The sequence below is a fragment of the Streptomyces sp. NPDC005811 genome, assembly GCF_040630405.1.
In the GTDB taxonomy this organism is placed as follows: domain Bacteria; phylum Actinomycetota; class Actinomycetes; order Streptomycetales; family Streptomycetaceae; genus Streptomyces.
Genome location: NZ_JBEXXK010000020.1, coordinates 137,634 through 150,434, shown reverse-complemented (window position 1 = coordinate 150,434; position 12,801 = coordinate 137,634). Strand labels below are relative to the sequence as shown.

11 protein-coding genes and 5 pseudogenes are annotated in these 12,801 nt (G+C 70.6%); 8 read left to right on the top strand and 8 right to left on the bottom strand.

Annotated features, from left to right (window positions below; translation table 11 throughout):
• Window positions 1-63 precede the first annotated feature (63 nt).
• The 3 genes from ABZ490_RS22770 to ABZ490_RS22760 form a co-directional block, all read right to left on the bottom strand.
• The gene (locus tag ABZ490_RS22770) at window positions 64-453 is read right to left on the bottom strand and encodes a phosphotyrosine protein phosphatase (protein ID WP_358992753.1); all 390 of its coding nucleotides are present in this window, start codon (window positions 451-453) and stop codon (window positions 64-66) included.
• 94 nt (window positions 454-547) lie between these two features.
• Window positions 548-802, bottom strand: a complete 255-nt coding sequence (locus ABZ490_RS22765) for a DUF305 domain-containing protein (protein WP_358992751.1) — start codon at window positions 800-802, stop codon at window positions 548-550.
• A 96-nt stretch (window positions 803-898) separates the two neighbouring features.
• Window positions 899-1,108, bottom strand: coding sequence for a hypothetical protein (locus ABZ490_RS22760; RefSeq protein WP_358992749.1), 210 nt, complete (start codon window positions 1,106-1,108; stop codon window positions 899-901).
• 111 nt (window positions 1,109-1,219) lie between these two features.
• Here ABZ490_RS22760 and ABZ490_RS22755 point away from each other — a divergent pair, with 111 nt between their 5' ends.
• The 3 genes and pseudogenes from ABZ490_RS22755 to ABZ490_RS22745 all read left to right on the top strand — a co-directional run.
• On the top strand, window positions 1,220-1,555 hold the full coding sequence (locus ABZ490_RS22755) for a metalloregulator ArsR/SmtB family transcription factor (RefSeq protein ID WP_358992747.1): 336 nt from the start codon (window positions 1,220-1,222) through the stop codon (window positions 1,553-1,555).
• The gene (locus ABZ490_RS22750) at window positions 1,555-2,286 is read left to right on the top strand and encodes a cation transporter (protein WP_358992745.1); all 732 of its coding nucleotides are present in this window, start codon (window positions 1,555-1,557) and stop codon (window positions 2,284-2,286) included. Before ABZ490_RS22755 ends, ABZ490_RS22750 begins: the two co-directional genes overlap by 1 nt.
• A gap of 69 nt (window positions 2,287-2,355) precedes the next feature.
• A pseudogene (locus ABZ490_RS22745) lies at window positions 2,356-2,838 on the top strand (FAD-dependent oxidoreductase); the annotation flags it as partial.
• Between the two features lie 180 nt (window positions 2,839-3,018).
• Here ABZ490_RS22745 and ABZ490_RS22740 read toward each other — a convergent pair.
• The 5 genes from ABZ490_RS22740 to ABZ490_RS22720 all read right to left on the bottom strand — a co-directional run bounded on the left by ABZ490_RS22740 (window position 3,019) and on the right by ABZ490_RS22720 (window position 9,359).
• Window positions 3,019-3,696, bottom strand: a complete 678-nt coding sequence (locus ABZ490_RS22740; protein WP_358992743.1) for a class I SAM-dependent methyltransferase — start codon at window positions 3,694-3,696, stop codon at window positions 3,019-3,021.
• A 59-nt stretch (window positions 3,697-3,755) separates the two neighbouring features.
• Window positions 3,756-4,322: a hypothetical protein gene (locus ABZ490_RS22735; RefSeq protein WP_358992741.1), complete on the bottom strand. Its 567-nt coding sequence runs from the start codon at window positions 4,320-4,322 to the stop codon at window positions 3,756-3,758.
• A 380-nt stretch (window positions 4,323-4,702) separates the two neighbouring features.
• Window positions 4,703-5,734, bottom strand: coding sequence for a hypothetical protein (locus ABZ490_RS22730; RefSeq protein WP_358992739.1), 1,032 nt, complete (start codon window positions 5,732-5,734; stop codon window positions 4,703-4,705).
• A gap of 71 nt (window positions 5,735-5,805) precedes the next feature.
• On the bottom strand, window positions 5,806-6,723 hold the full coding sequence (locus tag ABZ490_RS22725) for a hypothetical protein (protein WP_358992737.1): 918 nt from the start codon (window positions 6,721-6,723) through the stop codon (window positions 5,806-5,808).
• A 371-nt stretch (window positions 6,724-7,094) separates the two neighbouring features.
• Window positions 7,095-9,359 carry a LuxR C-terminal-related transcriptional regulator gene (locus tag ABZ490_RS22720; protein WP_358992735.1) on the bottom strand — a complete coding sequence of 755 codons (2,265 nt, stop codon included), beginning with the start codon at window positions 9,357-9,359 and terminating at the stop codon, window positions 7,095-7,097.
• 276 nt (window positions 9,360-9,635) lie between these two features.
• Here ABZ490_RS22720 and ABZ490_RS22715 point away from each other — a divergent pair.
• The 5 genes and pseudogenes from ABZ490_RS22715 to ABZ490_RS22695 form a co-directional block, all read left to right on the top strand.
• Window positions 9,636-10,303: pseudogene (locus tag ABZ490_RS22715) on the top strand (MMPL family transporter); the annotation flags it as partial.
• Between the two features lie 564 nt (window positions 10,304-10,867).
• Window positions 10,868-11,212: pseudogene (locus ABZ490_RS22710) on the top strand (histidine kinase); the annotation flags it as partial.
• Between the two features lie 537 nt (window positions 11,213-11,749).
• A pseudogene (locus tag ABZ490_RS22705) lies at window positions 11,750-12,136 on the top strand (response regulator transcription factor); the annotation flags it as partial.
• Window positions 12,137-12,259: 123 nt separating this feature from the next.
• Window positions 12,260-12,466 (top strand): annotated as a pseudogene (locus ABZ490_RS22700) (two-component sensor histidine kinase); the annotation flags it as partial.
• A 108-nt stretch (window positions 12,467-12,574) separates the two neighbouring features.
• Window positions 12,575-12,796, top strand: coding sequence for a hypothetical protein (locus ABZ490_RS22695; protein ID WP_358992733.1), 222 nt, complete (start codon window positions 12,575-12,577; stop codon window positions 12,794-12,796).
• The last annotated feature ends 5 nt before the right edge of the window (window positions 12,797-12,801 follow it).

Genomic DNA, 12,801 nt, shown 5'->3' with positions numbered 1-12,801 from the left:
TTCACGGGCCTCGCCCGGTAATCGCCGTCTGGCGGGGGGGTGGTCACCGGGCGAGCCTGCGCGTCAGGCCGGCCCGGCGGGAGCGATCTCGCTGATCGGGACGCGGATGCGGGTCTCGATCTCGTCGCGGATCAGGCGGACGGCGGCATCGACGCCCTGCCCGGCCGGGTCTTCCAGGGCCCCGTCGAGGTACTTCTTGCCGGGGAAGACGGGGCAGGCGTCCCCGCAGCCCATCGTGATCACCACATCGGCGGCCCGGACCACGTCGTCGGTCAGCGGCTTGGGGAACGCGGTGGACAGGTCCAGGCCGAGTTCGCTCTGCACGGCGACGACCTCGGTCTCCAGTTCGACTGCGGGCTGGGAGCCGGCCGAGCGGACATGGACGCGGCCCTGGCCGTGGTGGGCGATCAGGGCGGCGGCCGTCTGGATGCGTCCGGCGTTCTGCACGCACACGAACAGCACCTCGGGACGGGCTTGGGCATCAACCCCTTGGCCTGCGCGGGCGTGCTGCGCTCGACTCCCGTGTCACCGGCAGACCTCACCGATGTCACCGCCCGGAAGCCCCGGTCACCCCTCCCAGGGGCGCGCTGCCATCCATTTCGGCCGTATCTCGGCCGGCCCCCTTGATGACGTCGTAGACGAGGGTGCGGACCTCCTCGTCGTCGGCGCGGTCGCGGACGATGAACGACATCTCCACCGCCTGCTGGTGGTGCACCGCCATGTCATGGGAGAACCCGGCCTCCGCGGACGTCGTGCCGGGCGTGGACGCCCGAGCGGTGCCCTCCGCCGTCCGCCACCACAAGACGGGAGCGGCGACGAGCGCGAGGACGACCCCCGCGGCGATCAGGGCCGGCAGAGGCCGTGGGGCGGCGGTAACCGCTCGCCCCGGCTGCGTCCCTCATGCCGCCTCCCTCCCTTGCACGCGGCGCCCGGCTCCCGTGACGGCGAACCCGGAAACAACGGGTGCCGGAAGACGGGCGCCGGGCGAGGTATGGGTGCACACCGGGAGCACCCGCATCAGCACGGCCAGCAGAGCGGCACAGCGCAGCGCGAGCAGCGGGACCGCACGGCCCGCGCTGTCCCGGAAGTGCTCGTGCCGGTTCCTCATCGCGGGAGATCGTAGCCAAAGCGCGGTAGAGCCACGGAGAGGACGATCGAACGTGCGGCCGATCCTGAATCCACGATGTCCTGAATCCAGGATCACATGTACCGTTGAGGCGTGCTGTCCATCGCCTCAGACATCGACGCCCTGGCCCGTTTCGGCCGCGCGCTCGCCGACCCCATCCGCTGCCGCATCCTCCTCGCCCTGCGCGAGGCCCCGGCCCACCCGGCCGACCTCGCCGACAAGCTGGAGATCTCCCGCACCCGCCTCTCCAACCACCTCACCTGCCTGCGGGACTGCGGCATCGTGGTCGCCGTCCCCGAGGGCAGGCGCGTGCGCTACGAACTGGCCGACGCCCGCCTCGGCCACGCCCTGGACAACCTGCGCGACGCCGTCCTCGCCGTCGAGGCCGACCGCACCTGCCCGGACGCCGACGAGAAGGGCTGCTGCTGATGGCCACGGCGATATCCCTCAGCCCCTCCCCGCACCGCCGCACTCAACTGGCGCGGCGCATACGGCTGCTGGTCGCCGCCACCATCACCTACAACGTCATCGAGGCGATCGTCGCGATCACCGCGGGCACGATCGCCTCCTCCACCGCGCTGATCGGCTTCGGTCTGGATTCGGTCATCGAGGTCTCCTCCGCCACGGCGGTCGCCTGGCAGTTCTCCGCCCGCGAGCACTCCGTGCGTGAGGCACGGGAGAAGACCACACTGCGGATCATCGCGATCTCCTTCTTCGCCCTCGCCGCCTACGTCACGGTCGACTCCGTCCGCGCTCTGGCCGGCACCGGCGAAGCCCAACACTCCACTGTGGGTATCGTGCTCGCCGCCCTCTCCCTGGCGGTCATGCCGTTCCTGTCCGCCGCCCAGCGTCGCGCCGGTCACGAACTCGGCTCCGCCTCGGCCGTCGCCGACTCCAAGCAGACCCTGCTGTGCACCTACCTCTCGGCCGTCCTCCTCGTCGGCCTGCTGGCCAACTCCCTGTTCGGCTGGTCATGGGCCGACCCGATCGCCGCCCTGGTGATCGCCGCCGTCGCGGTGAAGGAGGGCCGGGAAGCGTGGCGGGGCGACTCCTGCTGCGCCCTGCCGGTTGTGAACATCGCCGAAGCGGAAACGGACGGCTGCGGCTGCAGTCCCGGCTGCACGTGCTGCGACCCGAAACAGCAAGCGAGCAGTCGATGACCGGCTGAGCCCGGACCGCCGTGTACGCGGCTGCGCACCCTGATACGGCTCCGCCACGCTCGCTTCGGCGTCGAGGGCGACGAAACCGCCATAGGGGAGGCCACCTTCTTCACCCGCTTCACCCGCTCCGTCACCGTCGTCCACCGGCGCTCGACCCTGCGCGCCTCCCAGATCATGCAGAACCGCGCCTTCGCCGACGGCAAGATCTCCTTCGCCCACGACCGTGAGATCGCCGAGATCACGGAGAAGAACGGCATGCCTGGAGGGATCGTCCTACGGGACGTCGTCACTGGCGCCACACACGAGTTGAACGCGACGGGACTGTTCATGGCGATCGGCCACGACCCGCGCACCGAGCTGTTCACGGGCCAGCCGGACCTGGACGACGAGGGCTGTCTCACGGTCGACGCGCCATCCACCCGCACGAACGTCTCTGGTGTCCTCGCCGCCGGAGACGTCGTCGACCGCTCCTATCGCCAGGCCATCACCGCCAGCGGCTGCCAGGCCGCGCTCGACGCTGAACGCTACCTGGCCGCCCTCGCCGACGTCTGACGGCCCTGCCGTCGGTGCCCAGCGCCCGCAGCCGCTTCTGTGGCGCCGACGGCAGCCCGGCTATCCCCGCCGGCCCATGATCAGCTCCGTGCGGACAACCTCTTCGAAGACGCTCTCGGGGTTCCACTCACGAAGCGCACCGCGCAACTCCTGCTCGAAGTCAGGCCGGGCATCACCGAGCTAAGCGGGGCTGCTGTAGCTGAAGGAATACTGGCGCAGCACCAGCTGGTCGAGTGTGCTCGGCACCGTCAGATCCCATCGGTACGACTGCACATTGCTGAACGGCGAGCGAGCCAAGACCTCCTGGTGGCTCCCCTTGGGATGGCGGTACGTGCCCGAACCGGCCCGCCGCTCGGAGACAAGGTACTTGGTGCGCACGGCGGTGATGACGTCGTTCCACTCCGGTGGCTCCACAGAACCGGGGGCCCCACCGCTGGCAAGCGCCACCGCGCCTTCCGCGACGACCAGCCGGTCGAGGTCACGCAGGACCTGATCGCGGTCGGTCCAATGGAAGGCAGCACCCATGACCGCCAGCGTGACCACCCCGATGTCCAGCCGCATCAGCTGCGTCGAATCGCCCAGCACCCAACGGACATTGGCGACGCCCTGCGCCGCAGCCGTCTTCCGCGCCTCTTCCAACATGCCGGGCGCAGGATCCACCGCCACGACCTCCCGCACCATCCGGGACAGCGGGAGCGCCAGAACGCCTGGGCCCGTGCCGAGATCCAGCACACGTTGCGTGCCGTCCAGGCCGAGAAGACCGCGGAGCTGCTCATAGAGCTCCGGCGCGTACCCAGGCCGGTAGTGGTAGAAGGGGGCGGTGGAAGCGAACAACTCGCTCGGGACGTACGACGACATGCCAGGACCTCTCGATGGCGCGGACCAGGGGGATCAGAGCTGCGGACGCGCGAGCCGTGTCAACGATGAACTTCGAAACGGGAGATCACGGCGGCCCGCCGGGTCGAGCAACGGCTATGCCGCCAACGCCGGCGAACTGCGACACCTTGACAGGCCACATAACGATGACCTCGTCCAGGGTGCGGGTGACCGTGCGGTCCCAGCGGGCGGTGCCGATGTGGGAGAACGGGCTGCGGGCCAGCACGTCCTGGTGGCGGTCCTTGGGGTGGGAGTAAGCGCCGGCCCGGCTCGGCGCTCGGCCCGAGGCAGTGGGTGCGAAAGTCGGCGATGATCTGGAGCCAGGGGGCGGGCTCGACGTCGCCGGGGGCCCCGCCGGAGCTGAGGACGACGGCCCCGTCTGCTTCGACGAGCTGATCGAGGTCGCGCAGGGTCCGGTCGCGGTCCATCCAGTGGAAGGCCGCGCCCATCACGGTCAGCACCGGGGCCAGGTCCATGCCGGGCACGGTGGTGGAGTCGCCCTCGATCCAGTCGATGTTGGTGAGGTCCTGCTCGGCGGCGAGTTGGCTGCCCTCGTCGAGCATGCCGGGCTCGTCCTGGGCGCCGGCCACCACGGAGTACGCCTCCACCAGCTGACGCCGACGCGCAGCGGGCGTCCCGGTTCTGAGCAAAGTACGGGTCCGTCTGCCCGTCGGCCGTCACCGCACCCGGCCGGCTGCCATGGAGGCAGGCCCGTCACCCACAACGGCCGGGGCACAAGTGAAGAAATCATCACCTGGAGACGACTTAATCGATGTGATACGCATCACTCACTTGTAAATGTCCTCCGGGTGCGGAAGAGGCGCAGGTCCTGGCCGGGCGGGCCGGTCCGGATGTTGAACAAGTGGCGGTCCAGGAGGTTGATGTGCCGTACCGACACTCCCCGGTGGAGCCGCTGGACCGGCAACACGCCTGGAGAGGGGGCCCGGGGGTTCCGGACCCCCTTTTGGACGGGAGCCGATCAGTGTCCTCAGGCAGGCGGTGCCATGAGGGTGATCTTGCCGGGGTAGGTGTTCAGAAGCGGATCGGTGAGGGAGGCCGGGGCGTCGGTGGACAGGATCATCCGGTCGGTCGGACCGTCGTAGAACGTGTACACGTCGTAGGTCTGGTCGGCGTCGGGCGCGAGCTGCGCGTAGACCGCCTCGGTGATCTGCTCGACGTCGTCGGCGGCGAACAGGTCGCTGCGCGCGGTGGTGGGGGTGGGCCAACCGCTCGGCGCGTTCCCGGCGGAGTCCGTCCAGTCGGCCGGCTGCCGCAGATCGTCGATGTCCCCGGTGCGGTCCTTCGGGAAGATGATCACCGGCCCGATCTCGGGGTCCTCGAAGTACGCGAGTGCGCAGTTGTAGGCGGCCAGCTCCTGCAGCTGGGTGAGCGGGTCGGAGATGTCGCCGGTCGGCGTGGGGCCGTCCGGCGCGGGGCATGCTCGCGGCGTCGGGCCGACGTCCGTGGACGTGTCGATCACGAGCCGGCCGGCGTATTCGTCGGCCAGGGGACCGGTCACCGAGGACGGGGCATCGGTCTCGGCCGTCACCCGGTCGCTCATCGCGTCGTAGTGGACCGTCACGTTGTAGGTCGTGTCGCCGTCGGGCTGTATCGCCTCATGGACCGCGTCCTCCAGGGCGGTGATCTGCTCGGCGGTGAACAGGACGCTGCGCGCGGTCGTGGGAGTGGGCCAACTGCTCGGCGTGTTCCCTGCGGAGTCGGTCCAGTCGGACGGGTGCCGGAGGTCGTCGATGTCCCCGGCGTAGTCCGACGCGAAGATGATCACCGGCCCGATCTCGGGGTCCTCGAACGCCTGCATGGCACCGTTGTAGGCGGCCAGTTCCTGTACCTGCTCCCAGTCGGGCGGAGGCCCGGCGTCGTCGGTCGCCTGTGCCGGAGCGGCGGTGAGCAGCGCGCCGGCGACCAGCAGGGCCAGGGGTGCGGCCAGACCGACGCTCAGCCGGCGCGGCAGGGGGGCCGCCGACCGGGCCGTCAGCCCTGGCGGGTCGTACTTCGACATGCGCGTGCCTTCGTCTCGTGGGCGGGTCTTCTCGCTTGTGCGGTGGTTCTCACCGATGCGGAACATCGCGATCAGCCTCCGCCCTGGCACCGGTCGAAGGTGATGCAGCCCTGACGGCGGACCACCCCGTCGACCACGGTGCTCGGGGGGATGTTCAGAGCCGAGTTCCCGTTCCAGTGGGCTGCGGAGTCGTGTTGCGGGTCGTAGGAGCCGATGCGGTTCCACAGATGATTGGGGTTCGAGAGGAAACGGCTGTAGACCAGAGGCGGTTGGGCCTGCAGTTCGAGAGTGCCCCGGTAAGCCCGCGCGGTCAGCGTGTAGACGCGAACGCCGACGATCGCGTAGTTCGGGATCTCGTGGACGTACGCCCACTCGTCCTGACTGCGGTAGTGGTTGTAGAGATTCACGTTGTTGCGGATCTGGTCGGGTACGTACACCGCGGTTCGTGCCCATCGGGGATCGATCACGTAGACGAAGGTGTCCGCGGTGACATTTCCGTTCTCGCAGAATTCCGAAAGGAAACCGCCGATGATCGGAATGGCCAGGTAGAATCTTCTGCCGCCCGGAGTGCAGTTCGATTGGGCTGCCAGGTTCGACAGGGAGACCATCCCCTGACTCCGCGCGAACGTCTCCGCCACGGAGAGCGTTCCGGACGTCGAAACGTAGTTGCTGTTGTAGTTCCGGTCACCCTGGACGTGCGACACGAGGTCGTTGTTCGACCCACGGGACCTGAAGCCACCGGTGAAGATCTCGTACGGGTTTCGGGAGTCTCCGCGATAGACGTTCGCGGGATAGGGCCTCTCGCTGAGCAGCTGATTGTTGTGCAGGATGGGGCAGGTGTTACTGCTCGAGCTGCCCGAACTGGTGCCGCCCGGGCAGCTGGCCGGCGATGGGTCGGCCCCCGCGGCCTGCACGGGTGCACTCGACAGGAAGAGCTGGAACAGCGCGATCACGGTGGCGACCGCCAGGAAGGCCGCGGTCGCGGACATGGCCGCTCTCTTCTTTCTCCGTGCGTGTGCCGAGAGTTTCTTGGTCATGTGTCCTCTGGTGTGGGTGCGAGGGGGTAGTGCAGAGCCCCGGCCGACGACTGGTCCGGGAGGTCTCCGTGCTCTCGTACGTGCGATGTGCCAGGGCACGGCGGACCGCTTCAACAGGCATGACGGAAGGAACATGGGGCCAAGGGCCGCGAGTGCGGGCCCTGCTATGACGCCGGAGTCGAATTCCGCATCGAGGTGCCGGGCTCCGAAGGCACCTGTGCGCACTGCGGAATGTCCGCAGCCCTCATCAGGCGAACTCCGGACTCCATGTGATCCATACCGAGATGATCGAGGCAGCGGCCCGGCCGGGGCCATGGGTAGTTCTACTCAGTGCCGCTCGGTGGGGGCTGGTTCGCCGTCCACCAGGTGGCGATCTGGGAGCGGCCGGCGAAGCCGAGCTTGGCGAGGATGTTCTGCACGTGGTTGTCGACCGTGCGCGGGGATCGGCCGAAGGTCGCGGCGATCTGCTTGTTGCTCAGGCCCTTGGCCACCAACTCGGCGACCTCCCTCTCCCGGCCGGTCAGTCGGCCGGGGGCGGCTGGGGTCACCGGTTCACCGGCGACGCTCAAGGCGAGGTCGACGGCCTGGACCGGAGTGGCGTGGCGGCTGCCTTCGGCGAGCGCCCTGGCGTACGCCGCCCGGCCCACGGCGCCGACGACCGTCTCCTCACACCGCTGGTGATGGCCGATCACCTGCGGGAAGAAGGCGGACACGGAGGTGCCGAGGTGCCGCCACAGAGTTCCCGCGGCGCCCAGCAGCCGCCCCGCCCGCAGGTGTTCGCCGGCGGATGCGGTCACCCAGGCGAGATGCTCCAGAGTCAGCCCGAGCGCCGCATAGTCGTCGAAGCCCCGCATGCATTCCAGCGCGTCCCGGGTCAGCGCACCGGCCGTTTCCACATCGCCGCAGACCCAGGCCCGGTAGCCCAGCGCCCTCAGCACGTGCGCGCGGCCCCACCGCTCCCCGTGCGCCTCCGCGACGGCGACGGCCTTGCGGCCCGTCTCCACCGCACGGGCGTGTCCGGCATAGGCCTGGGCCTGGGCCACCGCGGACAGCCAGGAACCCGCTTCGCGCTCGTCGCCCAGCGCCGTGAAAGCGGCCACGGCCCCTTCGTAACCGGACACGGCCTCCTCGATCCGCCCCCGGTACTGCGCCGTCAGGCCGCGAAGGCCCCGCACCCAGGCACGCACCGCCGGCTCGTCCAACTGCTCGCCCAGTGCGTCGGCCTCGTCCAGCCACCGTTCGGCCGTCGTCGGATCGCCCTGCGCCTGCGCCACCCATGCGGCGAAGGTCAACGCCCGGGCCCGGACCGGGGTGCGCTCCGGCGCCGCAGCCAGCGCCCGGTCGAACTGGCGGCGGCCCTCGCCGAGGAAGCCGCCCGCACACCAGTGGTAGCGCAGTGCCGAGGCCAGCGTGAGCCGCACCCGGGGATCGCCCTCGCGATCCAGGGCCGCCAGCAGGTTGGCGTGGTCGGCGCGCAATCGTGCCAGGTCCTCCGCCTGGCCCGGGCCGAACCAGCGGCCGTCGATGCTCTGCGCGAGGTCGAGGCAGAAGTCACGGTGGCGCAGCACCAGTCGTCCCTCGTCACCGGCCGCTGTGAGCCGCTCCCACCCGTACTGCCGGATGGTCTCCAGCAGCCGATAGCGCGGCAGGCCCTCCGTGTCGGTGATCAGGACGACGGACTGGGTGATCAGCCGGTGCAGTAGGTCCAGTACCTCGCCCGGGGCGATGTCGTCGCCCGCGCATACGCCTTCGACGGCGTCCAGGGTGAAGCCGCCGGCGAAGACCGACAGCCGGCTCCACAGGAGCCGCTCGGTCTCGGTGCACAGGTCCCAGCTCCAGTCGATCGCCGCGCGCAGCGTGCGCTGATGCGGGCGGGCGGCCCGGCAGCCTCCGGTGAGCAGGGTGAAGCGGTCCTCGAGCCGGTCCGTCACCTGTCCGACCGTGAGGGTCCGCAGCCGGGACGCGGCCAGTTCGATCGCCAGCGGGACCCCGTCCAGGTCGGCGCACAGCCGGCCGACCGCGGCCCGGTTGGCGTCGGTGACCTGGAAGTCCGAGCGCACCGCGACGGCCCGCTCCCGCAACAGCTCGATCGCGTCCTGCGGCGGCAGGGGGGCGACGTCGAAGATGTGCTCGCCAGTGACGCCCAGCGTCTCTCGGCTGGTCGCCAGGATGTGCAGCTCCGGAACCACGGACAGCAGGGTCCGTGCCAGCTCGGCGCAGGCGGGCACCAGGTGTTCGCAGTTGTCCAGCACCATCAGCCCCCGGTGCCCGGCAAGGTGGCCCGCGAGCTGCGCCGGAACCGACAGGCTGCCCCGGTCCGGCGCCCCCAGCGCGGCCGCCACCGCTCCGGGCGCCGCCGCCGGCTCCCGTACCGGGGCCAGATCCACCAGCCACACCCCGCCCGGGAACGCTCTCATCGAGGCTGCGGCCGCTTCCAGCGCGAGCCGGGTCTTGCCCACGCCGCCGGTTCCGGTGAGCGTCACCAGACGCACTTCTCCGAGCAGGCGGCGGATCTTCACCAGTTCGCGTCCTCTGCCCACGAAGGAGGTGAGAGGTGCGGGCAGACTCGCATCCTGCGCGACGGTCATCCGCCCGTCTCCCCTCGGCTCCGAAAAGCCGGCCCGGTACCATGGGAACCGGTCAGGCCGCGCCCGCCTCGCAGCACCACGGGCCCCGGATCGCTCATGCCTCTACCGCTCTGATCTGTCCCCGCCCGGCACCCACCGGGCGAACTACTCGGCTGTCGCGACCTCGTTATCCACACGGGATAATCATCACCTTTCGGGCATTCTAGCCCATGCTGCCCACCTGGAGGCCAGGGAGACGTTTCCAGAGCGCGAGGCAGCCGATCACCGTGCGGGCAAGCCGGGCTTCGGCTCACGGGCACGACCGCCGTGAACATCGACGTGTCGCAGAAGCTGGGCGACGCGATGACCCCCTACCTGGCCATCGTCGCGCTGAAGGCAGCGCTGGGCTTCCTGCTCAGCGTGGTCGCCACCCTGGGCGTGCTGGTCGCGGTGTTCCAGTGGGGCTGGCTGAAGGACGTCTTCGGCATCGACCAGACCGCGCCGATCGTCAGCGTCCTGCCCATCCTGCTGATCGGTGCCGTCTTCGGACTCACCATGGACTACGAGGTGTTCCTCGTGACCCGGATGCGCGAGGAGTACGTCCACGGGGCCGAACCGGTGGAGGCGATCGTCGCCGGCTTCAGGCACGGGGCCGGGTCGTCACCGCCGCCGCCGTCATCATGATCTCGGTGTTCGCCGGATTCCTCCTCGACGACGTGGCACTGGTGAAGTCGATCGGGCTGGGGCTCGCCTCCGCCGTCCTCTGCGACGCGTTCGTGGTGCGCATGACCATCGTGCCGGCCGTGATGGCACTCATCGGCCGGAAGGCGTGGGCACTGCCGACGTGGCTGGACCGGGTGATGCCGGACGTGGACGTGGAGGGTGAGAAGCTGCGACACGCCCTGGAGGCCTGGGAGTCGTCGGAGAAGGAGTCGACGTCCACCCCGGTGACACGGCAGGTCTAGCGATCGCTGGCCGCCGCGACAGCCGTACGATCCACACCTCGACGGCCCCTCGTCAACCAACCGTCTCCCCCAGCCCCGCCCGCCGGTCCGCTCCCCCCGGGACCGGCGGGCGGCCCCTCCTGCCCCTCGAAGGGCGCACACCCGTGACCGCACCGTCCGCACCGGCCGCCTGAACCGACCGGCGGTCCCCGATCCTCGTGCCGCTGACCGGCGACCCCGAGCAGCGGGTGATCGTCTCGATCATCACCCGGCTGACCCGCTGGCGGCCGGCCGACCACGCCCACCCCTGGGTACGCCGCTGGGGCGTCCCGGTCCTGTGCGCCGCCCTGGGCGTCCCCTCCCTGCTCAACCCCGCCAACACCGCACGGTGGCCGGTCCAGATCGCACTGACGCTCGCCTTCGCCGTGCCGATGCTCTGGCGCGAGCGCCGGCCCATGCCCGTCTTCCTCGCCACCACCGCGGTGTCCGTGGCGGCCATCGCCCTGGACACGTTCAGCGGCGCGGACGCCGCGCGCCGTGGCCCTGTACAACGTCGGCCGTCGCGGCAGCCCCCGCCGGCTGGCCATGGCCTACGGCATCACCTGTGCGCAGATCATCGCCTGGACCACGGTCTACTACGCCGACGGTCAGCTCCACTACGTCACCCGCCCCGAGGTGGTCGCCCTTCTGGCCATCAGCGCCATGGGCGCCTTCGCCGGCCTCGGCCTCGCGGGACGCCTGGTCAACACCGTCATCGCCGCTCTGGACAAGGACCGTGAGCAGCAGGCCCGGCCGGCCGCCGCCCAGGAACGCGCCCGGGCCTCCCGCGAGATGCACGACATCCTCGGCCACACCCTCGCCGCCGTCGTCGGCCTCGCCGACGGCGCCGCCGCCCTGTCCGAGACCAAGCCGCAGCACGGCACGGACACCCTGCGCATCATCGCCGACAGCGGCCGCGACGCCCTCGGCGAGCTGCGCCGGCCGCTCGCGGTGATCGGCGCCGACGACACCCCGTACGGGGAGGCCCCACTCGCCCCGCATCCAGGCATCGGCGACCTCGACGCCCTCGTGGAACTCCTCCGGACCGCCGGCCCCGCCGTCACCCTGCGCACGGAGGGCAACCTCACCGCTCTCTCCCAGGGCCTCCGGCTCGCCGTCTACCGCATCGTGCAGGAGGCCCTCACCCACACCCTCAAGCACACGGCCCCCCGACACCACCGTCACCATCACCCTCACCGCGGACGCCGACGCCGTCCGCGTCACCGTCGACGACACCGGACCGCCCCGCGCCACACGGACCGGCGGCGGCAGGGGCCTGGTCGGCATGCGCGAACGCGCCGCCCTCTACCAGGGCGAGGTCACCTCCGGCCTGAACCCGCGCGGAGGCTGGAGCGTCCACGGCCGTCTCGTCCCCACCACCGCCGCCCCGCCCGCCGGGCGGCGGGAGAACCCGGAGAAGCCGCTCGCATGACCACCGTCCTCATCATCGACGACCAGACCCTCCAGCGCCTCGGCTTCCGCATGCTCCTTCAGGCCCAGCCCGACATGACCGTCGCCGGAGAGGCCACCCACGGAAACGAGGCCGTCCGCCTCACGGCCGAACTCCGCCCCGACGTCCCACTCATGGACGTCCGGATGCCCGGCACGGACGGCATCGAGGCCACCTGCCGCAGCGCCGAATCGGGCGGCCGCTCCCGCGTCCTCGTCCTGACCACCTTCGGCCTCGACGCATACGCCTACGCAGCGCTGCGCGCCGGAGCCAGCGGCTTCTTCCTCAAGGACGCCCGCCCCGACGAACTCGTCGTCGGCATCCGCGCCGTGGCCGCCGGCGACTCCGTCATCTCCCCCGGCATCCCATTGCCCACCGTCTAAACCCGGACCGCAAGACCGTGCGCCGCTTCCGCGAAACCGACCTCGACGAGCTGCTGGGCTCACCCCGCAGCGTCTACGGTTCGCGGTTCCCCAGTGATCGTCGCGGACACCGAGCGCATCTTCGAACGCTTCGTCCGAGTAGACGACGCCCGCTCCCGCGACCACGGCGGCACCGGCCCGGGCCTCGCCATCGCCATCGCCATCGCCCGCGATCTGGCCCACCGCCAGCGAGGCACCCCAACCTCGCCCCGAACCTTCGGAGCATGCTTCCCGCTACGCCTTCCCCGAGCCCCCACCCAAGCCGAGACATGACGCACCTCACCGCGGCCGCGCCGTCTACCGAATGAGTCGCCGCTGGTCGGCTGAATACGGACGGAACGGGCTGCTCGTCATCGGCCGGGCCGATGTCAGGGGGCTGCGGTGGAGCTCCGCCCCACCGCGAGTGGCTCGGCGATCATTACGTGCCGCCACGACGACCTGGTCGGCCGGTTCAGCGCGGCCAGCCTCGCCGTGATCGCCGACCTCGCCTTCGTAGGCCCGGACGGCGGTGGTGACGACAGCAGCGAGCCGGCGGTCATCACTGCCTGCAAGAAGCCCAGTGGCGAGGACTCCCGCCCGCGAAGAGGCGGGTCCACAGGCTGATCGCC